The organism is Zobellia russellii (assembly GCF_018728565.1).
Classification (GTDB): Bacteria; Bacteroidota; Bacteroidia; order Flavobacteriales; family Flavobacteriaceae; genus Zobellia; species Zobellia russellii.
The window spans coordinates 175,570-199,282 of the sequence record NZ_JACSOI010000007.1 but is presented as its reverse complement, the minus strand read 5'-3'; the positions used below and the strand labels follow the sequence as shown (position 1 = coordinate 199,282).

The window sequence follows — 23,713 nt, the reverse complement described above, 5'->3', positions numbered from 1 at the left end:
AGAAAGATTAGATCAAAAAAAACCGATGCGTAAACATCGGTTTTTCTATTTATTCGTTTTGCTCGGGAGTCAGATTCAACCTGAACTCCTTTGACAATAAAAATCGTATTATCCACCGAAATCATCAAAGCGGATGTGCTCATCGGGAATACCAAAGTCTTCACCCATTTTTTGCACAGCTTTGTTCATCAATGGAGGACCACAGAAATACAATTCAATATCTTCTGGTGACTCATGGTGGCTTAAGTAGTTGTCAATAACACAGTTGTGAATGAAACCTACAAAACCATCTCCAGGAGCATCTATGTTCTCCTTAACCTTCCAATTATCCTCTTCTAACGGTTCGGACAATGCTAGGTAGAACTTAAAGTTTGGAAATTCTTCTTCAAGCTTATAAAAATGATCCAAATAGAACAACTCTCTTTTTGAACGACCACCGTACCAATAGGTAACTTTTCTATTGGTCTTTAATGTTTTGAACAAGTGATATAAATGAGAACGCATTGGGGCCATACCTGCACCTCCACCTACGTATAACATTTCTGAATCAGACTCATTGATAAAGAACTCACCATAAGGACCGGAAATAGTACAGTCATCACCAGGCTTAAGGTTAAAAATGTATGACGAAGCAATACCTGGGTTTACATCCATCCATCCATTTTTAGCACGATCCCATGGTGGCGTAGCAATACGTACGTTCAACATAATCTCTCTACCTTCTGCTGGAAAAGAAGCCATGGAATAGGCTCTTTCAACCGTTTCCGGGTTTTTCATAACCAATGGCCAAAGGTTAAACTTGTCCCATTCGGCTTGGAATTTATCCGGAGTCTCGTGTTCTTCCGGGTGTGCAGTAATATCTATATCCGCATATTTTACCTCACATTCTGGAATTTCAATCTGGATGTAACCACCAGCTTTGTAACCCATATCCTCTGGAATCTCTACTACAAATTCCTTAATAAAAGAAGCAACGTTATAATTACGCACTACTTTAGCCGGCCATTTCTTAATACCGAATACCTCTTCAGGAATGGTAATTTCCATGTCCTGCTTTACTTTTACCTGACAGGCCAAACGAGCACCAGCGTTCAATTCTCTTTTAGAGAAGTGAGGTGTCTCAGTAGGAAGTGCTTCTCCACCTCCCGAAAGAACGTGACACTCGCACTGAATACAAGTACCACCTCCACCACAGGCAGATGGTAAAAATACTTTTTGGTTACCTAAGGTTGAAAGTAACGAACTTCCCGAACCAACTTCTATTTTCTTTTCTCCGTTTATTGTAATGGTAACCGGTCCTGATGGAGACAGTTTTTCTTTGGTGAACAATAAAAGGGCCACCAATACCATCAATAGTATCATAAAGGCGACAACGGTAATTAAAATCGTTCCTCCAGTGCTTGTAGCTAATAGCATATCTATTTGTTTATGGCGTCGTTATAAGAGACCTCTTTACTATCGATCTCTTCTTTATTTTCTTTCTCTTTATTTTCGGATACCTTATCGTAATCCATACGTTGTTCCTCCACAGGAGCAGCATCGTCACCTCCAGTTAACATACCTCCAAAACTTTGAAAACCGATACCCATTAAACCTGTAATGATAAATGTAATACCCAAGCCTCTTAACGGAGCGGGTACATTTGAATATCTAATTTTCTCACGAATAGCAGCTATGGCCAAAATAGCCAGGAACCAACCAATACCAGAACTAACACCATAATTAAGTGCCAGACCTAAAGTTTGAATATCCCTTGCCTGCATGAACAGAGAACCACCCAAAATAGCGCAGTTTACCGCAATTAATGGCAAGAAAATACCCAATGAGTTATATAATGATGGAGAAAACTTTTCTACTACAATTTCTACCAATTGAACCATTGTTGCAATGGTTGCGATAAAGAGAATAAACGAAAGAAAGCTCAAATTGTAATCTGCATATTCAGGCCCTAACCATACCAAAGCACCATCTCTCAATAGATATTGATCTAACAACCAGTTCAACGGTACGGTAACAGCAAGTACAAAGATTACAGCCGCCCCTAAACCTACGGCAGTAGCTACTTTTTTGGAAACCGCTAGGTAAGAACACATCCCCAAGAACACGGCAAATACCATGTTATCTATAAAGATGGATTTAAAAAATAATTCTATATGCTCTAACATAATTCTATCTTTTTGCCTTAATTAATTATCTTCTACAAGTGCAGGATTCCTTGAGCGCTGTACCCATATGATAATACCCACAACAATAAGTGCTGCCGGTGGAATAATCATAAATCCGTTGTTCTCATAGCCTGTTGCGTATAATCCGGTTTTGGCAATTGGATCACCTAAAACTTTATACCCTAAAAGAGTTCCTGAACCTAAAAGCTCCCTGAAAAAACCTACGATTATTAAAATAACACCGTATCCCAGTGAATTTCCTATACCATCCAAAAAGGATTTCCATGGACCGTTAGCCAAAGCAAAAGCTTCAAAACGTCCCATGATAATACAATTAGTAATAATTAAACCAACGAATACGGATAAGGTTTTACTAAGCTCGTAAGCAAAAGCCTTAAGCACTTGATCAACAACAATCACCAAAGTAGCAACTACAATTAACTGTACGATAATCCTAATTTTTGAAGGAATAACATTTCTCATTAAAGAGATGACCACGTTACCTAAGCCCAAAACGAACATTACAGCAACAGCCATTACAATCGAAGCTTTTAGTTCGGCGGTAATTGCCAAGGCGGAACAGATACCCAATACTTGAATAGTAATCGGGTTATTATCCGCTAACGGATCCGTTATTAAACTTGTATCTTTTTTTGTTAATAGTGCCATATTATTTTGCGCTAACGGTTTTTAAATAGTCTTTATAGAGATTTAGACTCTCTTTGATCATAGCAGAAACACCGTTACCAGTAATTGTGGCTCCAGCTAAAGCATCTACTTCATTATCATCCTTAGTATTGTTCAACGGGTCATTATTACCCTTTGCAACAGCAATACCGGCATATTCAGTTCCTTTAAGAATGCTTTCTCCTGTGAAGTCATCCATAAAATAACGTTGCTTGATGTTTGCACCCAAACCTGGAGTTTCCCCCTTGTGATCAAAGTAAACACCTTGCACAACCATTTTATCATCCAAAGCAATAAAGCCCCAAATAGCATCCCAAAGCCCTTTTCCGTACATAGGAATGATGTAGTATTTTTTACCATCCTTCTCTCCTATCATTAAAGGAAGCTTAGGGGTCTCGCCTTTTCCAGCGATTGCCATTTGCTTTTTCATGTCTATTAAATAAGCTTCATCATTTTCAGTGATTTTATCACCTTCAATAACCAACTGCTCTTTAATATAGTTTTTAAACTCTCCCTCTACCTTATCGGTCGAAACAAAATTTACACTACCCTCATCAACATTATCGTTTACGCCCATGGCATAAAGAATGTTCTGTTGTTTTTCGAACCGTTCGTTCTCGGTAATTCTATCTTTTAAGCTCGAGGACATAAAAGCAAGAATAGACCCTACGATCACTACCATAACGGCAGCAAAAATAACGGTGTATGAATTTTTATCTGTATTGATTGCCATGATTATACGGTTTCTGCGTGAAGTTCATTTGCCTTGCCAGCTGAATCTTTTGGCAAGATGGTTGCATTTTTCAATCGTTTCATTCTACGTTTTACGTTTCCACGAACCACATAATGGTCAATTGTTGGTGCAAATACGTTCATTAAGAGAATCGCTAAGAAAACACCTTCTGGATACGCGGGGTTAAATACACGGATCATTACCGAAAGGAAACCGATAAAGAAACCGTAAAACCACTTACCACGGTTGGTCTGTGCACCCGTAACCGGATCGGTTGCCATATAGACAATACCAAAAGCCAAACCACCAACAATAAGATGCTGCCAGAAATCAAAACTCATTAATCCGTAAAATTTACTGGTTTCTCCAATCCAACCTGCATCAACTACGCCGTTAAATATCAAGCCCATTACCAAAGAACCTATAACGGCACTTAACATAATACGCCAGCTAGCAATTTTACTAAAGATCAAGAACAACCCTCCTAAAAGAATCAAGAATGTTGAAGTTTCACCTACTGAACCAGGAATAAAACCAAAGAACATATCAGAGATAGAATACGACATTTCCGCCCCTTTATTCTGTGCTAAATATCCTAATATAGTTTCACCTGAAATAGCATCTGGGCCACCAGCACGCTCAACAGCTTCATAGACCCAAACTTTATCTCCACTCATCCAAGTAGGATAAGCAAAGAACAAGAAAGCCCTAATCGTCAACGCTGGGTTAAGAATGTTCATTCCCGTACCACCAAATACTTCTTTACCGATTACCACACCAAAGACTACGGCTACAGCCAACATCCAAAGTGGTGTATCAATAGGAACGATCAACGGTACCAACATACCAGTAACCAAGTAACCTTCCTCTACCTCATGGCCTTTAATAACGGCAAAAATAAATTCGATCAACAGACCTACCCCGTAGGATACAACTACTAACGGAAGTACTTTTATAATTCCGATCCAGAAATTGTCCCAAGTAAGAAAATCGTTCATTAACGAAAATTCCGCAGGAAAACCGTTAATAGCCGAATAATGCTGATACCCTGCATTGAACATTGAAAAAAGCAATACCGGAACCAAGGCCATAATAACCGTGTTCATGGTACGCTTTAAATCATCTGCTGCCCTAACATGAGAACCCGAATGTGTGGTTTCATCTGGAGCAAACAAAAATGTGTGCAACGCATTAAATGCAGGAGCCATTTTTTTGCCCCTATAATGGTGCTTTAAAATGTGCAACCTTTTTTTGAAAGTCAGTTTTTTATCACTCATCTTTTATCCTATTTCTTTATGCAATAGATCTAATCCTTCTCTAATAATCTGTTGATGTGGTTGCTTGGAAACACAAACAAACTCAGTCAACGAGAAATCTTCCGGCGCTACTTCATAAAGCCCCAGTTGCTCCATCTCATCTAAATCCTTCACCATACAAGCCTTAAGCAACTGCATAGGAAAAATATCCAACGGAAATACTTTTTCATACATTCCGGTAACCACAAAAGCACGGTGCTCTCCGTTTGTATTTGTAGTAAGGTCGTATTTTTTATTCGGTTGCATCCAAGAGAAAGTTAATGCTCTTGTAGCCGATATTTTATTGAAGATTGGCTTATTCCAGCCAAAAAACTCATAATCATCACCCTCAGGAATAGCGGTCACTGTATTGTTATAATACCCCAAATAACCATCAGGAGCTGATTTTGAACCCGTAAGCACATCACCGTTTATCACCCTAAAGTTATCACCTTCTACACCGCTACCATATAAAAAGGTAGAAATCTCAGTTCCAATTTTAGTTTTGTAATATTTTGGCGCTTTAACCGAAGAACCAGCCAAGGCAACAATACGCTCTGCATTAAATTTCCCGGTCAATAGTAATTCTCCTATTATCACTAAATCCTGAGGCGTTACGGTCCAAACCGTTTCCCCTTTATTGATCGGGTCTATTTTATTTATCTGCGTTCCTACCAAACCAGCGGGATGCGGACCCGAAACTTTATGCAGTTCCACACCGTTTAAACCGGTCAATGGCGAGTTTTCAGATTTTCCAACGGAAACATGAACCTTACCGGGCGTTAATTTACCCAAAGCGGTAATGGCCGCCTGAAGTTCCTTTTCTTTTCCTTGCAAAACATAATTCAAGTCGGCTGCCAAAGGAGCGGTAACATAGCCCGAAACGAAAATCGCTTTTGGATTCGTATCCGGATCCGCAATGATATCGTACGGACGTTGCTTAATAAAAGGCCAACACCCTCCTTTTAAAAGGTATGCTTTCACTTCTTCTTTAGAAGCACCTTCTACGTTCAACAAATCATGCGCAATACCCGTTTGCTCTTTGTCCGCTAAAATTTTCAATGAAAGAATGCGTCTTCGCGCTCCTCTTACAATCTCAACCAGCTCGCCACTAACAGGCGAAACGAAAAGCATGCTTTCCTTGTTTTTATTGTAAAAAAGTGGTTCTCCCGCTTTGACTTCAGCACCTTGCTTAATTAGCATTTTAGGTGTGACTCCGTGAAAATCGTTTAAGTCTATTGCATAAACGTTACTTAAAACGGCTTTTGAGGTAGTTTGCTCTGCAGCTCCAACAAGTTTTATGTTCAAGCCCTTTTTAATCCTGATGTCTTTAGACATATTGTTCTAGACCTTAGGTTAACAAAATTTCGAGCAAAAATAATACTAAAAGGATTGTTTTCATAATAAATGCCTAGAAATTTGGACAACACACCGATCTAAATTTTTTAGGTACGCTTTTTGTTTACCTTTACAGCAAAAAATAGCAGGTAATGCGCTTGAATATTATATTGGTTTTTCTCCTTACCCTAACTTCATCTTTATACGCTCAGGTTCAAACGGAAGTTAACCCGCCCGAAAATATTAAGACAGTTATTTTTGGCGGACCTACGGAAGACCAATTTCCTGTTGTGGAGCTCGGAGAGACCATAAAACTGGAGTTTGATGACACAACAGCCTCCGAGAGCGACTACTATTACAAAATCATACATTGTAATTACGATTGGCAACCCTCCCAACTTTTAAAATCGCAATACTTGAACGGTGTAGACAACCAACGCATCATTAATTACGAGAACAGCTACTCAACACTACAGTCCTACTCCAACTACAAATTATCCATTCCTAACGAAAATGTAGGCCTAAAAGTTAGCGGAAATTACGTTCTAGAGATATATAATGACAGTTATGAGCTTCAATTTTCCAGACGCTTTGTTGTGTTTAAGGATATCGTTACCGTAGGCGGAAGCATTAAACGTTCCCGTGATTTCAATTTTATAAATGAAAAACAAGTTGTTCAGTTCAACATTAACGCCGGCAACTTTCAACTGGTAAACCCTAAAAAAGAAGTGAAAGTAGCTATTGTGCAGAATCACCAATGGGAAACCGCTCTTTATGACGTGGCCCCGCAGTACACAATAGGTACAGAACTGGTATACAAATATGATCAGGAAACCAGTTTTTATGGAGGCAACGAATTTTTAAATTTTGACACCAGCGACCTGAGGGCACCAACTTCTCAAATTTCAAGAATAGAAATCAACGATCTTTACAATCACTATTTATTTGCGGACAGCTACCGATCGGACCATCCCTACACCTATTATCCGGATATTAACGGAGACTTTGTAATTCGCACGTTACAGGGCGAAGACAATTCTAGAGAAGCCGAATACACCATGGTTCATTTTTCCCTACCTTATGATGAAAGGTTGGAGCTAGACGAAGTTTATATTTACGGAAAATTCAATAATTACGCCTTGTCCGATGAAAATAAGATGAACTACAACGAGGACAACGGCATGATGGAGGCCCACATAAAATTAAAGCAGGGCTTCTACAACTACAAGTATGTTATTAAGCGTGAAGACGGCACCATTGAAACAAATACAATTGGCGGAAACTTTCATTTTACCGAAAACAACTACCTTATATTAGTTTATTATAGAAATTTTGGCGATTTATACGATAGTATTATTGGCGTTGGTTCGGCAAACTCAAGAAATATCAGTAATTAGATTATATTTATCCTTGAATACCCTTTGGATAAATGACCAACAAACCCACCGTCTCCGGAAAAGGAAGATATAATTTAAACTACCGAGGCACAGAATGCCTTAACTGCGGACACCCTCTAGACCTGAGCGATAAATACTGTCCTAATTGCGCGCAGGCGAACAGTACAAAGAAAATTACCATTAAAGATTACCTTGACGAGTTTTTTGGGACGTTAATTTCCTATGACTCCCGATTGCTTCGCACACTCTCTACCTTGCTGATAAAACCGGGAAAAATCACCAAAAGTTATATAGACGGCAAACGCATTTCCTACACAAATCCTTTTCGGTTTTTATTAAGTCTTGCCATAATCTATTTCTTGATCATAAACTTTAGCAGTAATTTCTCAAAATACGACAAGTACGGTTCTCAAGACTTTTCAAAAGCGGAAAACTTGGTCTATGAATGGGCCAATGAAATAAACGAAGAAGACACTGCTGAACTTTCCGTAACAATAGACTCCCTTAGAAAGATAGTGCACTATGATAATTATATAAAACAAAAACGGAAGCGCGATTCTACAATACTTTTAGACCCCATAATGTATTTCAAAAAAATAGACCAAGGTTCTTTAAGTGACCGCAACAACAAAAAACGGGAGTTTTTTACCACGCTCTTAAAAAATGATACTATATATGACTTTCAAGACGTGACGAACACATATCAAATTCCCCACACCTTTGAAAATAAAGTAATTTTCAACATTGCAAACGGATTTTTAAAGTTCCAGAGGTCTCCCGGAACTTTTCTAAGCACCCTAATATCTAAATTACCATTTGTCATATTTTTCTTTTTACCCGTGTTTACCCTGTTTATTTGGCTGATGTATATCAGAAAAAAATATAGTTATACCGATCATTTGATCTTTAGTTTTCACAACACAGCGTTATTGTTTATCTTGCTCATTATTAGCTATTTGATTGATTCTATTTTCAAAATTCAGAGCAATTGGATTTTCTTAATGATTTTTTCGACATACCTCTTTGCTGCTATGCGAAATTTTTACGATCAGAGCGTATTTAAAACTATTGTTAAATATCTATTTCTGAATACTATTTTTTTTATATTGGCTATATTATCAACGGTACTACTATTTACCGGTAACATTATCACCTTTTAGAAGGAAAACATATGACAACACAAGTAACCAAGGGCATCAAAATTTCGGTAAACACTAGTTTTGAAGGTACATTCTTCAAGAACTATAAAATGCATTTTGCTTTTGGCTACACAATTACCATAGAGAACCAAAGTAAGGACTCGGTTCAACTTACTTCCCGTCATTGGAAAATTTACGATGCGTTAAACGAGCTAGAAGTTCTAGATGGCGAAGGTGTAATTGGCAAAAAGCCGGTTATTAAACCTGGAGAATCGCACACCTATACTTCTGGGTGCCTTTTAACTTCTCCTATAGGAGCCATGAAAGGCCACTACAATATGGTCAACTTTAGCTCTACCGAAAAGTTCAGGGTATATATCCCCACTTTTAAATTCCATGCACCTTTTGCATTAAACTAGGCCTTCTACTTTCAATATTTATAGTGATTTTGATTCTTGCCTAACAATCTGTTAGCAGACTGCTTACGCAACAAGAACAAAAACATTTGCCTTTAATTTTATTAAGTTTTTTTTAGCACTTTTCATGTGATTCATTAGTGCTGCAGCAATTTTTTATTCGCTTTAAGAATCCTACCTTTGGACTCTATTAAAAATTAATTATAGTATTATGAGCAAAGGTTTTTTTCATGTACCGACAGCGATTAACGAACCCATAAAAAGTTATGCGCCGGGCTCTCCAGAAAGAGAAGAAGTCCTAGAACAGTACCGTTCTTATTTTAACGGCAACGAGGATATACCCTTATATATAGGTAGCGAAGAAATTAAGACGGGCAATACCAAGCCAATGTCTCCCCCACACGACCATAAACACGTCGTTGGCCACTATCATGTTGCAGAAAAAACACATGTAACCAAAGCTATTGACAACTGTTTGGCATCAAGATCCGCATGGGCAGACCTAACTTGGGAGCAACGTGCCGCTATTTTCTTAAAAGCCGCCGAATTGATTGCCGGACCTTACCGTGCAAAAATCAATGCGGCAACAATGATCGCACAATCAAAGAACATTCACCAAGCAGAAATTGATTCGGCATGTGAGTTGATTGATTTCCTTCGTTTTAACGTAGAATACATGTCACAAATCTACGAGGAACAACCTGATTCCGCAGAAGGGATTTGGAACCGTGTAGAATACAGACCTCTTGAAGGTTTTGTATATGCCATTACCCCTTTTAACTTTACCGCTATTGCCGGAAACCTTCCTGCAAGTGCGGCTATGATGGGTAACGTTGTGGTTTGGAAGCCCAGCGATAGCCAAATTTTCTCCGCAAAGGTTATTGTTGACATCTTTAAAGAAGCCGGTCTTCCTGATGGGGTTATTAACGTAGTTTACGGTGACCCCGTAATGATTACCGAGACTGTATTGGCCAGCCCAGATTTTGCCGGTATACATTTTACAGGTTCAACCCACGTGTTCAAGGAACTTTGGAAACAGATAGGAAACAATATTCACACCTACAAAACATACCCAAAAATAGTTGGTGAGACCGGTGGAAAAGATTTTATCATAGCACATCCTTCGGCCAAACCTCAACAAGTAGCTACAGCTATTGTTCGTGGAAGTTTTGAGTTCCAAGGTCAAAAATGTAGTGCCGCATCTCGCGTTTACTTGCCAAAATCCCTTTCAGAAGAGATTCTTGAATCAGTAAAGAAAGACATAGCATCTTTCAACAAACCGGGAAGTCCAGAAGATATGTCCAACTTTATAACGGCGGTTATTCATGAAGGTTCTTTTGATAAATTGGCCAAATATATTGACCAAGCCAAGAAGGATGACAATGCAGAGATTATTGCCGGTGGAAACTATGACAAATCCAAAGGTTACTTTATTGAACCAACTGTTATTTTAACTACAGACCCCAAGTATACAACTATGGAAACCGAACTATTCGGCCCTGTTGTTACTATATATGTATATGAAGATAAAGATTGGTCCAAAACTTTAAAACTAGTTGACGAAACCTCTGAATATGCCCTTACTGGTGCCGTATTAGCCACAGATAGGTACGCAATTGACGAAGCTACAAAAGCACTTCAGAACTGTGCGGGTAACTTCTACATTAACGATAAGCCAACAGGCGCCGTAGTTGGTCAACAACCGTTTGGCGGAGCAAGAGCATCCGGAACAAATGACAAAGCCGGTTCTGCACAGAACTTATTAAGATGGGTTTCACCTAGACTTATAAAGGAAACATTTGTAACCCCAACGGACTACAGATATCCTTTTTTAGGATAAAAAACCATTAAATAATTCTGACCATAAGAAAACTATGGTCAATTTTAATTAAATTCCCCAATCCCATTTTTTAAAAAGAAGGATTGGGGAATTTTTATAACCACTAAAACTTAAAAAAATGAAAAAATTGGCAGTGATTGCATTTTTCATGGTAGGCGCCATGACCTATGCACAAGAAAAATTGACACAGAACACCATTCAAGGTGTATTACAAGGTAACCAAGGACAAGTAGTTGCTCTAGCGGAAGCATTTTCCGAAGAACAATACGACTGGAGACCTACCGAAGGAGTTAATTCCGTTGCAGAAGCACTATTACATGTTGCCGGGGCAAACTACTACTTAGCTTCAAAAATGGGATTCGCCCCACCAGAAGATGTTGACATGATGAACCTGTCCAAAATAACAGGAAAAGAAAATATTATTGCCGCACTTAAAAAGTCCAATGAATTTGTTCTTGAAAAAATCGTTCTAGTAGAAGATGATCAATTTGCCAACGAAGTAGATTTTGGCTTTGCTAAAATGAATATGCTTGGCGGACTTCTTGCCATGATGGAACATAATGGAGAACACAAAGGGCAGTTAATAGCCTACGCACGCTCAAACGGAGTTACTCCGCCTTGGAGCAAATAAGAACATGAAAAAGAACTAAAAGCCCCTGCCGTATAATTATACTTCAGGGGCTTTTTTATGTCCTGTTTTTAAATTTTACCGACAAACTGCACAATTTAGCTCTCTAGTTAACGTTATATTTACATTAAAATAACAAACACACTACATATCGCAATTCAAAAATTGCAACAATGAAGAACTTTTAAGTAGTAAACTACTGATTTACAATTTATTAAATCACTATTCTTCTAAGCATAGATTTGGTTTTTAATATCAAACACAACGTGAAAAAGTAGTCTATAAAGCTGATTTTCAGTTCTAAATTGAGTAAAAAATCAGCAAAACATACTTTTAGTGTAAATTTAACGTTAAGTAATTGTAAATTAAACGTAATAATTACGTACTTTGTAGTAACTGTAAAAAATGAAGATTATGGACATGCAGAAAACATACAGTAGATCACGAATGATAGCAGACTGTCTAATCATACACGTATGGGGACATTTAAAAATTTATGCTAGAAAATACAGAAAGGCGTATTATCACCTATTGAGCTTATAGGCTAACCCTTAAATTTCATAGGTAAATAGACCACTTTTTTAGTTTCAAAAAAAGCTTCATCAAAATAACTCGTAAGGTCATACATCTCTATGGCCTTATATTCTTTAAGCTCTTCGGATAAATCTCCTCCTTTTAAATAAAGAATTCCGTTTCGTCTTTCATGTTGTGACTCCTTCTTTATTTTGCCCTTTACCCAATGTACAAAAGTTGGCATCGCCGCAACCGCCCTGCTCACAATAAAATCGTACTGGCCTTTTACCTCTTCTACTCTAGAGTTCACTGTAGTGACGTTATCAAGCTCTAACCCATCAACAACCTCATTGACCACTTTTATTTTTTTTCCGATAGAATCTACCAAAGTAAATTGTACTTCGGGAAACAAAATAGCCAAAGGAATACCGGGAAAACCACCCCCAGTGCCAACATCCATGATGGAAGAACCTTCCTTAAATTGCTGAACCTTAGCTATTCCGGTGGAATGAAGAACATGCCTTAGATAAAGTTCATCTATATCTTTCCGGGAAACAACATTTATCTTTTGGTTCCAATCTTTGTACAATTCTTCAAGTAAGATGAAACGTTTTTGCTGTAGATCTGATAAATTGGGAAAATATTTAAAAACTAATTCGGCAGTCATGTGTATATTTGTATGGTTGCAAAACTACTATATTCATCGATGAAATAATATTTTATCGATAATTAAAGCTTTACATTTCTACGATATCTATCAATAATATTATTCATATGGACCAAAAAACAGTACGATTCTCCAGAAAAGATTCCGCACAGTTCTTTAGAACCTTGAACAAGCGGGTCAACGATTATTTTAAGGAGAACAAGATAAAAAAGACAGGCAACTGGCGCTTGCACCTTAAAACGGTAATTATGTTCGCCATTTTCCTAACACCCTATTTCCTGATACTAACCTTAGGTTTGCCTACTTGGGCCAATCTTCTCCTTACTATTGTTATGGGGGTTGGTATGGCCGGTGTTGGCATGAACGTAATGCATGACGGAAACCATGGTGCCTATTCCAATAAAAAATGGGTGAACAAACTTATGGGAAGTAGTATATACATCCTAGCGGGAAATGTCTATAACTGGCAAGTGCAACATAACGTGCTGCACCATACCTATACCAATATTCATGAGCATGATGAAGATATGGAAGCAGGACGTATTCTGCGTTTCTCCAAACATGCAGAATGGCAAAAGCATCATAAATTTCAACACTTTTATTCTGTTTTCCTGTATGGGCTTTTAACTTTTAACTGGGCCATAACTACAGATTTTCAACAGATGTACCGCTACATGAAACGAAAGCTTTCATACGGTAAATTACCTAATCCGGTCGTAAATTGGAGTACTTTGGTAATTACAAAAATACTCTACATAACTATATGGATTGTTCTACCCCTTATTTTTGTTGATATGGCTTGGTGGAAAATACTTATTGGCTTCTTTATCATGCACTACGTTGCCGGTGTTATTTTAAGTGTAGTATTTCAATTGGCACATATAGTTGATGATGCAGACACCCCACTACCTGATGAAACAGGTACGATGAAAAACACATGGGCCATACACCAGTTATTCACTACGGTAAATTTTGGCACTAAAAATAGGATTGTAAATTGGTTTACTGGTGGATTGAACCATCAAGTAGAGCATCACATTTTCCCAAATATTAGCCATGTACATTACACAAAAATTGCAGAAATTGTGAAAGAAACGGCAAAGGAGTTTAATTTGCCTTACCACGAGTATGAAACTACCCGAAAAGCTATAATTTCGCACTTTAAACATTTAAAGGAACTGGGTAAAAGACCTGCCCTGAACCTGCAATAAACGTAATTTAAGAAACTTTATTAGCACAAGTAATTTAGAGAGTAACGGTCTATGAGTTATTTAATTTGCTTCGTGCACAAACCTTAGTTTTATTATGACACCATCAACTGCCACAAAAAATCAACTTTCTGACCGTATCAATAGCCTTACTCCTTCGGCTACTTTGGAAATGGCCGCTAAAGCGCGCGAATTACGTGCTGCGGGAAAAGATATAATCGGTTTAAGTTTGGGCGAGCCTGATTTTAACACTCCTGATTACATCAAGGAAGCCGCCGTAAACGCCATAAACCAAGACTATAATTCCTATACACCTGTAGACGGATATGTAGACTTAAAAGATGCTATTATCACCAAATTCAAGAGAGATAACGGTATTAGCTACGAACCTTCTCAAATTGTAGTATCTACAGGAGCCAAGCAAGCTTTGTACAACATTGCACAGGTGGTTCTAAATGAAGGTGACGAAGTTATTCTACCTTGTCCTTACTGGGTAAGTTATAGTGATATTGTAAAATTAGCGGACGGTGTTCCTGTTGAAGTTGCTACAAGCATAGAGAGCGACTTTAAAATGACGCCCGAGCAATTAGAAGCTGCTATTACACCTAAGACCAAAATGCTTTGGTACAGCTCTCCTTGTAACCCAAGTGGTTCTATCTATAGTAAAGAAGAGTTACGCGCATTGGCGGATGTTTTACAGAAACACCCACAAATCATAGTCGTTAGTGATGAGATATACGAACACATTAACTACGGAGTAACCAAGCATGCCTCTATGGCCGCTTTTGAAGATATGTTTGACCGTACGGTTACCGTAAACGGAGTTGCAAAAGCATTTGCGATGACCGGATGGCGTATTGGTTACATTGGAGGTCCTACCTACATAGCCCGTGCCTGCAACAAGCTACAAGGCCAAGTTACTAGTGGTGCCAACTGTATTGCACAGCGTGCCGTTATTACCGCATTGGTTGAGTCTCCAGACCGCATAAAATATATGGTAGACGAGTTTAAGGAGCGTAGGGCTATTATCCTAGAGCTATTGAACGGTATAGAAGGATTTAAATGTAACGAACCTGACGGAGCATTTTATGTTTACCCTGATGTTACCGCCTATTTTGGAAAAACCTTAAACGGTGTTACCATTAACAACGCTTCGGATTTTGCCATGTACCTATTGGAATATGCAAATGTAGCTACTGTTACCGGAGATGCCTTTGGGAACGGCAACTGTATTCGTATTTCTTACGCTGCCGCGGAGAGCGAAATTAGAGAGGCTATTTCTAGAATTAAAAAAGCACTTCAATAGAAGTAACTTAAATATTTTTTAAAACCCCGTTAATAGTTACTATTAACGGGGTTTTTCTATATCTACTCTTTCAGCGAAGATATTTAACCTATAGCTTCCGTAAAAAAGGACTTATCATTTAACTAAGTACGTTTCCAGAAATAAGGGGTTAATAGAATAAGAACCGTAAAAAGCTCCAACCTACCTGCTAGCATAAGAAAGCCGCACCACCATTTTGCAGCATCCGGCAGACCGTTAAAATTACTTAGCGGGTATAATCCCCCAAAAGCTGGACCAACATTCCCCAGAGAAGATGCAGAACCACCAATAGCCGTCACAAAATCGATACCCATGGCACCCAACACCAAAGCCCCTATTATGAACAACAACATATAGAGTACGAAAAAAGCAATGATATTATACACAATTTGCTCCTTTACCGTCTTATTATTGTACCGTACAGGAATTATTCCGTTAGGATGCAATGTTCGCTTAAACTCCAACAATCCGTTCTTAATAATAAGAATATGGCGCATTACTTTTATTCCTCCCGAAGTAGAACCGGCAGAACCGCCCAGAAACATCAAACCAAAAAAGAAAACGGTTAAGAAAGGAGTCCAACTTGTAAAATCGGCCGAGACAAAACCTGTAGTAGTTATTACAGAAATTACCTGAAACAAGGTATGTCTAAAAGCACTTTCCCCACTTCCCAGAACCATAGGATGGTATTCCGTGACAGGAACTTCGGCTTTCAAATAAACCACTAGGGCCGCAATTATCGTAAACACAATAACAAAACCACCGTAATACCTAAACTCCTCATCCTGTAACACACGCTGTACCTTACCCTTAAAAGCAAAATAACTAAGTACAAAGTTACTTCCGGCAAGAAACATAAATAAGATTATAATATACTGTATAAGAGGTTGGTCATTCCAATAGGCCACACTTAGGTTCTTAGTAGAGAAACCACCTGTAGACAAAGTAGCTAAAGAATGGTTAATGGCATCAAAAAAGCTCATACCGGCCAATTTCAAAAGCACGGTTTCCGCTAAAGTATACCCTACATAGATTAACCAAAGTCGCTTTGCGGTATCCGTAATTCGGGGATGTAACTTATCGGCACTGGGCCCAGGTGCTTCGGCAGCAAACAACTGCATTCCTCCAATACCCAACAAAGGTAAGATTGCAATGGCCAAAACTATAATCCCCATACCTCCTATCCAATGGGTAAGACTACGCCAGAACAACAAACCTTCCGGTAGAACTTCTATATCATCTAAAATTGAAGCCCCGGTGGTGGTATAGCCGGAAACCGTCTCAAAAAAGGCATTGGTAACGGTAGGTATTTCACCCGAAAACAAATAAGGCAGCATACCGGAAAAGGACATCACCAACCAGCCAAAAGTAACAATAATATACCCTTCTCTTCGCTTTACTTCTTTCTTATGCCCCCTAGTATAGAACATAGCAAAGGTACCCACGAACATGGTTGTAATAGCCGCCAGCGCAATACTTAAAGTTGCACCATCATCATAGATGCCACTTACTAACGCTGCTAATAGCATAAAGCCCCCGTTGCACAACAACAGCAGCCCCATGATATGAAATATTATTTTTGAGTTTAACTGCATTAAAGAAACAATCGTTCTATTTTAGGAATAGCCTCTGGCAAACAACAAACCACAACGCGGTCTCCCGCTTGAATTTCAAATCCCCCTAAGGCAATAATTCCTTCCTCTCCGCGAATGACCCCGCCAATGGTAGCCGCTCTCGGAAACTTAAGTTCACGAATAACACTACCCGTTACCCTTGAATTGGGCTTAACCACAAACTCTAGGATTTCTGCGTTCAGGTTGTTTAAACGCATTAACGCCACTACCTCACCTTTACGGATATGTCTAAATATATTATTGGCGGCAAGTAGTTTTTTGTTTATTAAGGTATCTATACCAATGGAATGCGATAACTGAAAATAGTCCATATTTTCAACCATAGCAATGGTTTTCTTGATATGCTTGGACTTTGCCACCAAACAGGACATGATATTAGTTTCTGAATTTCCGGTAACTGCAATAAAGGCATCCATAGATTCCAGACTTTCTTCCTCAAGCAATTCAACGTTTCTACCATCGCCATTAATTACAAGGGCATTGGGCAGGTCATCTGCTAGGTCAAAGGCTTTTTCTTTGTCCTTCTCTATCAACTTTACGTTAAACTTGCTCACACAAAGATCACGAGCCGCTTTAAACCCTACTTTACTACCCCCAAGAATCATTACATTTCTAATGGATTCTTTCTTTTTACCGGTAAGTTTGTACAACTGCTCAACACCTTCCTTAGTCGTAATAAAATAGACCTGATCACCATGTTTAAAAACGGTATCACCCCTAGGCACAACCGTATACTGGGTTCCGGTTCGCTGTAAGGCTATTGGCATAAAGTTGAGTTCCGGAAACACCCTTGCCGCTTCTTTTACCATTTTCCCCACAAAAGGCGCGGAAGCAGGTAAGGAAACACCCACCATAATTAGTTTACCCTCCTCAAATTCATAGGTATCGTTAAAGGCCGATTTATTTAACAATAGTTGTATTTCCGTTGCAGCCAATTCTTCTGGAGATATCAATTCATCAATACCAAGATTAGCAAAATTAATATCTTCTTGATTTTCTATGAATTCCGTATTTGAAATCCTGGCAATGGTTCTTTTACATCCCAATTGCTTTGCCAACATACATAAAGTAATATTGGTTGTTTCTGAAGACGTAACCCCAATTACCAATCTGGAATTTTGCACATCTGCATCCCTCAAAACAGAAATAGAAGTAGCATCACCACGTAACACGCGAATATCCAAATGAGTATCGGCATAGGCCAAACTCTCCTTTCTAGTATCAATGAGTGTAATATCTTGGGATTCGTAAGATAGCAGTTTAGCCAAGTGAAAACCAACTTCACCAGCACCTGCGATAATAATTTTCATTTATCAGCAACTTAATTCGGGTCTGCAGTTTATAAACCCTTTATGAATGTAAAAACTACATGGCTGTTTATATTTTGCTGCGCAAAATTACATAATATTTTGGTTGCCTATTTAAAATGGCGATAAAATGCACTTTCATTCATTTGTTGGCTTGAAGGTTTACTTGAAACGATATTGTATCTTTGCCCAAAAAATTGCCCATTATGGCCAAAAAGGTTACACCCTACAAAGATTCTGAACTTGGCAAGAAAGACCAAGTTACCCAAATGTTCGATAATATATCGGAAAACTACGATGGCCTAAACCGTGTAATTTCGTTTGGAATAGATATTAAATGGCGGAAACGGGTGGTTGCCATTTTAACGGCCAAAAAGCCCAACTCCATTTTGGATATAGCCACAGGAACAGGTGATTTAGCCATAAATTTAGTTGAAACAGGAGCCAAAAAGATAGTAGGACTAGACATTTCTCCGGGAATGTTAGAGGTTGGCAAAAAGAAAATAGCACAAAAAAGCTTGAACAACACCATTGAAATGGTTGTGGGCGATAGCGAGAACCTACCTTTTGAAACCGGTAGTTTTGATGCCATTACCGTAGCTTTTGGCGTTCGTAATTTTGAGACATTGGAAAAAGGCCTTGCTGAAATACACAGGGTGCTCGCTCCCGGCGGTACTTTTGTTGTTCTGGAGACTTCCGTTCCTACCAAAACACCTTTTAAACAGGGTTACAATCTCTATATAAAATATATGTTACCTGCTATTGGAAAATTGTTTTCCAAGGATAAATCTGCCTACACCTATTTAAGTGAATCTGCTTCTGTTTTCCCCCACGGAAATGCCTTCAACAATATTTTACGGAAAATCGGGTTTATAGAGGTAGAGAACAAGCCCCAAACATTTGGGGTTGCATCTATATATGTTGCTACAAAATAATTTCGCAGCCGAAAGGCCAGTAAAAATAGCGGTTCTACTTTTTTTTGACCAGAAAAGCGAACGGATAATATTTTTTTGAATGAAAAGATTTTTTTTGCTTTTGGGAGGTATTTTATTCCTATCCCTACCGGCGAATGCCCAATTTAACTCCAACCCCGTTCTTAATATTGAGAACAAGGATAAAAAACTTCTGAACTACGGATATTTTCTGGGCTTTAATAGATATGGGTTTAAATTTGATTACAAACAAGATCGTGGCAACCAAGGCACGGATATCCAAGTTTTGGAGTCAACTGGCTTTAACGTAGGTCTTATTGGCGAGCTGCGTTTAAATGAATTTCTTGATGTACGTTTTGAACCAGGCCTGTATTATAACGCACGTACTTTAGGTTTTCCTGGCTTTACCGCTACGGAAGAAGGAGAACGCGATGCCATTACCGAAGTAAAATCTACCTACATTAATTTTCCTGTTCTGTTAAAAGTAGGAATGCGCCGTTTTGGCAATTTTAAACCATTTTTAGTAGCCGGGCCTTCTGCCTCCCTAAACCTTGGAAGTAATGAAAAGAGCCTTGACGACAACAGCAGCGGCACATTTAGAATGAAAAAGTGGACTTACAATTATGAGCTCGGTTTTGGAATCGACTTTTATCTGGAATATTTCAAATTCACCCCTTCCATACGTGGTGTTTTTGGGCTAACAGATGAAATCATTAGAGACAACGACCCCAATAGCCCATGGACCGGAAACATAGAATCTATGAAAACCAGAGGCTTGTTCATAAACTTTACTTTTGAATAACCCTAACCCCGTCTAATTTCATTCAATAAAATAGCGGTAGCGGTAGCTACGTTCAGGCTTTCGGTAGTACTTCTTCCAAATTGGGGAATACTAATTTTTTTAGTCACCATAGCTTCCACTTCCATGGAAATGCCATTGGCCTCATTACCCATTACCAAAATTCCAGAACTAGGCAACTCTTGCCCATATACGCTTTCACCTTCCATAAAGGCGCCAAAGACATCTACCGGAGCATCCTTTAAAAAGTTTAAAATATCTGTATACCCAATATTTACACGAGAAATGGAACCCATTGTAGCTTGTAAGGTCTTGGGGTTATAACAATCTACCGTATGGGAAGAACATACTAAATGCTCTATACCAAACCAATCGCACAACCTAATTATAGTTCCTAAATTTCCAGGATCACGAATATCATCCAAAACCACCACCCAGCTGTCAAAATTAGGTTTTTGAGTCTCGGGTATTTCAAACACGCCCAAAATCTTGTTAGGAGTAGTAAGAGCACTCATTTTTTTTAAATCGGCCTCACTAATTATCTCAATAACATCCTCGCTTCCCAAATCAATATGCGCATCCGTACTAAAGAGAGCATAAACCTTAAAACTGGAATGCACTAACTCCTGAACAACCTTTATACCTTCGGCAACGAAAAGATTATAACGATTTCGGTACTTTTTTTGATGTAGACTTTTTACAAGTTTGACTTGATTTTTTGAAACCATAGTAATCTATACTTCTATCCGATGATTTTTATTTGTGCAAAAATGTTATTTTACCCCTTATATTCACGCTGTACTAGAAAAATAAGTTATCAAGACTGCCTAAAATGACTCATCCCTTAGAAAAACTTATATTTTCAGCTTCAAATAAAAAAGTTTAAATGAAATCAATGTATTTTTGATCTCTATGGGCAAAATGTTACGCTTTACTAATACCGCTGCTAAAATAAGCCTATTATTTGTAGTTCTGGCAATCAACTCTTGTAACACGTTAAAACGGGTTGACGAAGATGAATTCTTGCTCAAAAAAAATACAATCTTTGCAGATAGTGTAGAAGTAAAAGATGAGGATATTGAAAGCCTCATCATTCAAGAGCCCAACACCACCCTTCTTGGCTACCCGCTACGCCTTAACCTTTATAATTTAGCAAAAAAGAACCCCGATTCTTCATATCAGGCCTGGCTAGATAAAAACGAAAAAAGAGAACGACGGCTAAACAACATTCTATCAAAAAAACAAGTTGACCGCCTTGGGGAATCTTTTCTAGTGAGCGGACTTAGCGAATGGCTTAAAAAAGTAGGCGAGTCTCCCGCTATACTGGACACCACAAAAACAAAACGCACCTTAGAAAGATTAAGCGCTTATTATGGTAGTAAAGGCTATTTTAACAACAATACGCGTTTTGAAATTGATAGTCTAGTAGACAAAAGAAGAGCTTCCGTATCCTACAAAATTGATTTAGGAGAGCCATTTATTATCGATTCCATATCAAGAAAAATAGAATCAAAAGCCATAGATTCTATCTACCTGCTCAACAAAGACGATGCGTTCGTAAAGGATGGAGACCAATTTGACCTCTCTAAATTTGCCAATGAGAGAGAACGTTTAAGTACAATTTTTAGAAATTCCGGTATCTATAATTTTCAAGAAAGCTCTATTTCCTATGATATAGCCACAGATACCACCAAATTGGCCAATGACCAAAAAATGAACATTGAGCTCAACATTGACAATTTTAAAAGACGAGGAGACAGTGCGGTAACCAGTGCTGAGTATAAGGTTTATAAGTTTGATAAAATCAATATTTATACGGATTTTCTATATGACGAACGCGACAGCGAACAAAAATTTATACGCTACGGAGACTACACTATATTTTACAGGAACAAGCTAAGGTTTAAACCTAAGACCTTGGCCAATGCCGTTTTTTTTGAAAAAGACAGTATTTATAAAGATATAGACCGTACACGTACCTACAGACAGATTACCAACCTAGGTGTTTTTAAGTACCCTACTATTACGTCTACCCCAACAGACAGTTCCGCAACATTAGATGCCAACATCTATCTAGCGGCACGCCCTAAATACTCATTGGGAACATCGTTTGAAGTTACAAGATCCAACATTCAGCAAGTAGGATTGGCTCTAAGCCCTTCATTACAGGCACGAAACCTTTTTGGCGGAGCCGAAAACCTAAATTTAGCAGGTAGATTAAGTATTGGTTCCTCAAACGACCCCAGCATTATTGATAGTAGGTTTTTTAACATACAAGAGTTTGGTGCAGACCTAACGCTGGACATCCCTAGAATCTGGCTACCTTTTATCAACACAAATAAAATTATACCCAGTTACACCCTGCCCCGTACACGTATTTCCATAGGTACAAGCTTTCAAAAAAATATAGGTCTGGATAAGCAGGCTTTCAATACCGTATTAGGATACAATTGGGTTCCCTCGGATTTTATAAAACATGATGTTGAACTCCTGAACATACAGTTCGTTAGAAACGTTAACCCAGACCGTTTTTTCAACGTTTACGGCAATTCATATAACCAACTTGATGATGTTGCAGATAGTTTTGACAGCTATAACGATGCGGTAGACTACCCTGAACTAACACGATATTTTGAAACTTCAGAGAACTCGGATAATCCACGCCTACGTATTCCCTCCGGAACTACAGAGTTTACAGAAGCAGTTCTTAATGGAGATGTACCAACTACTACGGATGAATTCCAAACCGTAAGCCGTATTGAAGAAAGAAGACAACGCCTTACTGAGAACAACCTTATTTTTGCCAGTAATTACAGTTTTAACCTAAACAACAGAAAAGGCCTGACGGACAACAACTTCTTCCAGTTTCGTTTTAAACTAGAAAGTGCCGGCAATGCTCTATCCTTACTTTCCAATATAATTCCGTTTAACGAAAATGATAATGAGAACCAACTAGTATTTGGCGTTCCTTATAGTCAATATTTAAAAACGGAATTCGATTATGTAAAATATTGGGCCACTTCTAGGACCAACGTTTTAGCATTCCGCAGCTTTTTTGGTATTGCCATTCCGTATGGCAACTCCAACAACATTCCGTTTGTACGGAGTTACTTTGCTGGTGGCGCTAACGATATTAGAGCATGGTCTCCGTATTCCCTTGGGCCGGGCCGTACGGATGCAATTAACGATTTTAACGAAGCAAACCTAAAAATTGGCCTCAATCTAGAATATAGATTTCCTCTTTTCGGTAATCTTAAAGGAGCACTTTTTGCGGATGCCGGTAATATTTGGAATGTTTTTGACAACGTAGAAGACCCCGAAGCCACATTTACCAGTCTAAAATCATTAGAAGATATTGCCTTGGGCACAGGTTTTGGCCTTCGTTATGACTTTACCTATTTTGTATTACGTGCAGACTTAGGATTTAAAACCTATAATCCTGCGGAAGTAATCTCAAAAAGATGGTTCAGAGATTACAATATAGCCAATTCCGTACTGCAAATTGGTATTAACTATCCTTTCTAAAGGAGCAGACCAATGCGGTATGTACTTCTATAGAAAAAAGATCACATCTTGGTCAGATTTAACGTAAACAATGGTTATAGCCCCTTCAATTTATAACAATTTTACGCCGTAAAATTGAGAAACTTATAAACACCAATCTTTTTAGACCTATTTATTTTATTACATT

General features: G+C 38.4%; 20 protein-coding genes. 10 read left to right on the top strand and 10 right to left on the bottom strand.

The window, feature by feature from the left end; all coding sequences use genetic code 11:
* Positions 1 to 108 precede the first annotated feature (108 nt).
* Genes nqrF through H9565_RS16595 form a run of 6 tightly spaced genes read right to left on the bottom strand, consistent with a single transcriptional unit; the run spans position 109 to position 6,218 of the window.
* Positions 109 to 1,416, bottom strand: coding sequence for an NADH:ubiquinone reductase (Na(+)-transporting) subunit F (nqrF, locus tag H9565_RS16620; RefSeq protein ID WP_215441315.1), 1,308 nt, complete (start codon positions 1,414 to 1,416; stop codon positions 109 to 111).
* A gap of 2 nt (positions 1,417 to 1,418) precedes the next feature.
* The gene (gene nqrE, locus H9565_RS16615; protein WP_038235043.1) at positions 1,419 to 2,165 is read right to left on the bottom strand and encodes an NADH:ubiquinone reductase (Na(+)-transporting) subunit E; all 747 of its coding nucleotides are present in this window, start codon (positions 2,163 to 2,165) and stop codon (positions 1,419 to 1,421) included.
* A 21-nt stretch (positions 2,166 to 2,186) separates the two neighbouring features.
* Positions 2,187 to 2,834 (bottom strand): NADH:ubiquinone reductase (Na(+)-transporting) subunit D, encoded by a 648-nt coding sequence (locus tag H9565_RS16610; protein WP_215441314.1) that lies wholly within the window; start codon positions 2,832 to 2,834, stop codon positions 2,187 to 2,189.
* A 1-nt stretch (position 2,835) separates the two neighbouring features.
* Entirely contained in the window at positions 2,836 to 3,585 is a 750-nt protein-coding gene (locus H9565_RS16605) for a Na(+)-translocating NADH-quinone reductase subunit C (protein ID WP_215441313.1), read from the bottom strand.
* A 2-nt stretch (positions 3,586 to 3,587) separates the two neighbouring features.
* Positions 3,588 to 4,862 carry an NADH:ubiquinone reductase (Na(+)-transporting) subunit B gene (locus tag H9565_RS16600; RefSeq protein ID WP_215441312.1) on the bottom strand — a complete coding sequence of 425 codons (1,275 nt, stop codon included), beginning with the start codon at positions 4,860 to 4,862 and terminating at the stop codon, positions 3,588 to 3,590.
* Positions 4,863 to 4,865: 3 nt separating this feature from the next.
* Positions 4,866 to 6,218 carry a Na(+)-translocating NADH-quinone reductase subunit A gene (locus H9565_RS16595; protein ID WP_215441310.1) on the bottom strand — a complete coding sequence of 451 codons (1,353 nt, stop codon included), beginning with the start codon at positions 6,216 to 6,218 and terminating at the stop codon, positions 4,866 to 4,868.
* A gap of 152 nt (positions 6,219 to 6,370) precedes the next feature.
* Between H9565_RS16595 and H9565_RS16590 the strand changes: the two genes are divergently transcribed.
* The 5 genes from H9565_RS16590 to H9565_RS16570 all read left to right on the top strand — a co-directional run bounded on the left by H9565_RS16590 (position 6,371) and on the right by H9565_RS16570 (position 11,641).
* Complete coding sequence (locus tag H9565_RS16590; protein ID WP_215441308.1) at positions 6,371 to 7,615, top strand: type IX secretion system plug protein; 1,245 nt, start codon at positions 6,371 to 6,373, stop codon at positions 7,613 to 7,615.
* Positions 7,616 to 7,647: 32 nt separating this feature from the next.
* Entirely contained in the window at positions 7,648 to 8,775 is a 1,128-nt protein-coding gene (locus H9565_RS16585) for a DUF3667 domain-containing protein (protein WP_215441306.1), read from the top strand.
* A gap of 11 nt (positions 8,776 to 8,786) precedes the next feature.
* The gene (apaG, locus tag H9565_RS16580; RefSeq protein WP_215441304.1) at positions 8,787 to 9,173 is read left to right on the top strand and encodes a Co2+/Mg2+ efflux protein ApaG; all 387 of its coding nucleotides are present in this window, start codon (positions 8,787 to 8,789) and stop codon (positions 9,171 to 9,173) included.
* A gap of 208 nt (positions 9,174 to 9,381) precedes the next feature.
* Positions 9,382 to 11,010 (top strand): L-glutamate gamma-semialdehyde dehydrogenase, encoded by a 1,629-nt coding sequence (pruA, locus tag H9565_RS16575; protein ID WP_215441302.1) that lies wholly within the window; start codon positions 9,382 to 9,384, stop codon positions 11,008 to 11,010.
* 118 nt (positions 11,011 to 11,128) lie between these two features.
* Positions 11,129 to 11,641, top strand: coding sequence for a DinB family protein (locus H9565_RS16570; protein ID WP_215441301.1), 513 nt, complete (start codon positions 11,129 to 11,131; stop codon positions 11,639 to 11,641).
* Positions 11,642 to 12,182: 541 nt separating this feature from the next.
* On the opposite strand, the gene rsmG is transcribed toward H9565_RS16570, so the two are convergent.
* Positions 12,183 to 12,818, bottom strand: coding sequence for a 16S rRNA (guanine(527)-N(7))-methyltransferase RsmG (rsmG, locus tag H9565_RS16565; protein WP_215441300.1), 636 nt, complete (start codon positions 12,816 to 12,818; stop codon positions 12,183 to 12,185).
* Positions 12,819 to 12,925: 107 nt separating this feature from the next.
* Between rsmG and H9565_RS16560 the strand changes: the two genes are divergently transcribed.
* Positions 12,926 to 14,029, top strand: a complete 1,104-nt coding sequence (locus H9565_RS16560; RefSeq protein ID WP_215441299.1) for a fatty acid desaturase family protein — start codon at positions 12,926 to 12,928, stop codon at positions 14,027 to 14,029.
* A gap of 94 nt (positions 14,030 to 14,123) precedes the next feature.
* Positions 14,124 to 15,332, top strand: a complete 1,209-nt coding sequence (locus tag H9565_RS16555) for a pyridoxal phosphate-dependent aminotransferase (protein WP_215441298.1) — start codon at positions 14,124 to 14,126, stop codon at positions 15,330 to 15,332.
* 122 nt (positions 15,333 to 15,454) lie between these two features.
* Here the strand turns inward: H9565_RS16555 and H9565_RS16550 are convergent, their stop codons facing one another.
* Positions 15,455 to 16,945, bottom strand: a complete 1,491-nt coding sequence (locus H9565_RS16550) for a TrkH family potassium uptake protein (RefSeq protein ID WP_215441297.1) — start codon at positions 16,943 to 16,945, stop codon at positions 15,455 to 15,457.
* Positions 16,945 to 18,294 (bottom strand): Trk system potassium transporter TrkA, encoded by a 1,350-nt coding sequence (gene trkA, locus H9565_RS16545; protein WP_215441296.1) that lies wholly within the window; start codon positions 18,292 to 18,294, stop codon positions 16,945 to 16,947. Before trkA ends, H9565_RS16550 begins: the two co-directional genes overlap by 1 nt.
* Positions 18,295 to 18,497: 203 nt before the next feature.
* Here trkA and ubiE point away from each other — a divergent pair, with 203 nt between their 5' ends.
* Together ubiE and porT are read left to right on the top strand one after the other, a co-directional pair.
* On the top strand, positions 18,498 to 19,226 hold the full coding sequence (gene ubiE, locus H9565_RS16540) for a bifunctional demethylmenaquinone methyltransferase/2-methoxy-6-polyprenyl-1,4-benzoquinol methylase UbiE (protein WP_215441295.1): 729 nt from the start codon (positions 18,498 to 18,500) through the stop codon (positions 19,224 to 19,226).
* A 79-nt stretch (positions 19,227 to 19,305) separates the two neighbouring features.
* The gene (porT, locus tag H9565_RS16535) at positions 19,306 to 20,025 is read left to right on the top strand and encodes a type IX secretion/gliding motility protein PorT/SprT (protein ID WP_215441293.1); all 720 of its coding nucleotides are present in this window, start codon (positions 19,306 to 19,308) and stop codon (positions 20,023 to 20,025) included.
* Positions 20,026 to 20,027: 2 nt separating this feature from the next.
* Here porT and H9565_RS16530 read toward each other — a convergent pair whose 3' ends face one another.
* Complete coding sequence (locus H9565_RS16530; RefSeq protein ID WP_215441292.1) at positions 20,028 to 20,750, bottom strand: TrmH family RNA methyltransferase; 723 nt, start codon at positions 20,748 to 20,750, stop codon at positions 20,028 to 20,030.
* Positions 20,751 to 20,934: 184 nt separating this feature from the next.
* Between H9565_RS16530 and tamL the strand changes: the two genes are divergently transcribed.
* Entirely contained in the window at positions 20,935 to 23,547 is a 2,613-nt protein-coding gene (gene tamL / locus H9565_RS16525) for a translocation and assembly module lipoprotein TamL (protein WP_246560732.1), read from the top strand.
* Positions 23,548 to 23,713 lie beyond the last annotated feature (166 nt).

What these genes read in the sequence shown, in the direction of transcription:
- nqrE (WP_038235043.1), bottom strand. Translation starts at nt 2,165, where the DNA reads ATGTTAGAGCATATAGAATTATTTTTTAAATCCATCTTTATAGATAAC.
- H9565_RS16605 (WP_215441313.1), bottom strand. Translation starts at nt 3,585, where the DNA reads ATGGCAATCAATACAGATAAAAATTCATACACCGTTATTTTTGCTGCC.
- ubiE (WP_215441295.1), top strand. Translation starts at nt 18,498, where the DNA reads ATGGCCAAAAAGGTTACACCCTACAAAGATTCTGAACTTGGCAAGAAA.
- H9565_RS16595 (WP_215441310.1), bottom strand. Translation starts at nt 6,218, where the DNA reads ATGTCTAAAGACATCAGGATTAAAAAGGGCTTGAACATAAAACTTGTT.
- H9565_RS16590 (WP_215441308.1), top strand. Translation starts at nt 6,371, where the DNA reads ATGCGCTTGAATATTATATTGGTTTTTCTCCTTACCCTAACTTCATCT.
- H9565_RS16560 (WP_215441299.1), top strand. Translation starts at nt 12,926, where the DNA reads ATGGACCAAAAAACAGTACGATTCTCCAGAAAAGATTCCGCACAGTTC.
- pruA (WP_215441302.1), top strand. Translation starts at nt 9,382, where the DNA reads ATGAGCAAAGGTTTTTTTCATGTACCGACAGCGATTAACGAACCCATA.
- nqrF (WP_215441315.1), bottom strand. Translation starts at nt 1,416, where the DNA reads ATGCTATTAGCTACAAGCACTGGAGGAACGATTTTAATTACCGTTGTC.
- apaG (WP_215441304.1), top strand. Translation starts at nt 8,787, where the DNA reads ATGACAACACAAGTAACCAAGGGCATCAAAATTTCGGTAAACACTAGT.
- H9565_RS16600 (WP_215441312.1), bottom strand. Translation starts at nt 4,862, where the DNA reads ATGAGTGATAAAAAACTGACTTTCAAAAAAAGGTTGCACATTTTAAAG.
- H9565_RS16585 (WP_215441306.1), top strand. Translation starts at nt 7,648, where the DNA reads ATGACCAACAAACCCACCGTCTCCGGAAAAGGAAGATATAATTTAAAC.
- trkA (WP_215441296.1), bottom strand. Translation starts at nt 18,294, where the DNA reads ATGAAAATTATTATCGCAGGTGCTGGTGAAGTTGGTTTTCACTTGGCT.
- porT (WP_215441293.1), top strand. Translation starts at nt 19,306, where the DNA reads ATGAAAAGATTTTTTTTGCTTTTGGGAGGTATTTTATTCCTATCCCTA.
- H9565_RS16530 (WP_215441292.1), bottom strand. Translation starts at nt 20,750, where the DNA reads ATGGTTTCAAAAAATCAAGTCAAACTTGTAAAAAGTCTACATCAAAAA.
- rsmG (WP_215441300.1), bottom strand. Translation starts at nt 12,818, where the DNA reads ATGACTGCCGAATTAGTTTTTAAATATTTTCCCAATTTATCAGATCTA.
- H9565_RS16570 (WP_215441301.1), top strand. Translation starts at nt 11,129, where the DNA reads ATGAAAAAATTGGCAGTGATTGCATTTTTCATGGTAGGCGCCATGACC.
- tamL (WP_246560732.1), top strand. Translation starts at nt 20,935, where the DNA reads ATGGGCAAAATGTTACGCTTTACTAATACCGCTGCTAAAATAAGCCTA.
- H9565_RS16550 (WP_215441297.1), bottom strand. Translation starts at nt 16,945, where the DNA reads ATGCAGTTAAACTCAAAAATAATATTTCATATCATGGGGCTGCTGTTG.
- H9565_RS16555 (WP_215441298.1), top strand. Translation starts at nt 14,124, where the DNA reads ATGACACCATCAACTGCCACAAAAAATCAACTTTCTGACCGTATCAAT.
- H9565_RS16610 (WP_215441314.1), bottom strand. Translation starts at nt 2,834, where the DNA reads ATGGCACTATTAACAAAAAAAGATACAAGTTTAATAACGGATCCGTTA.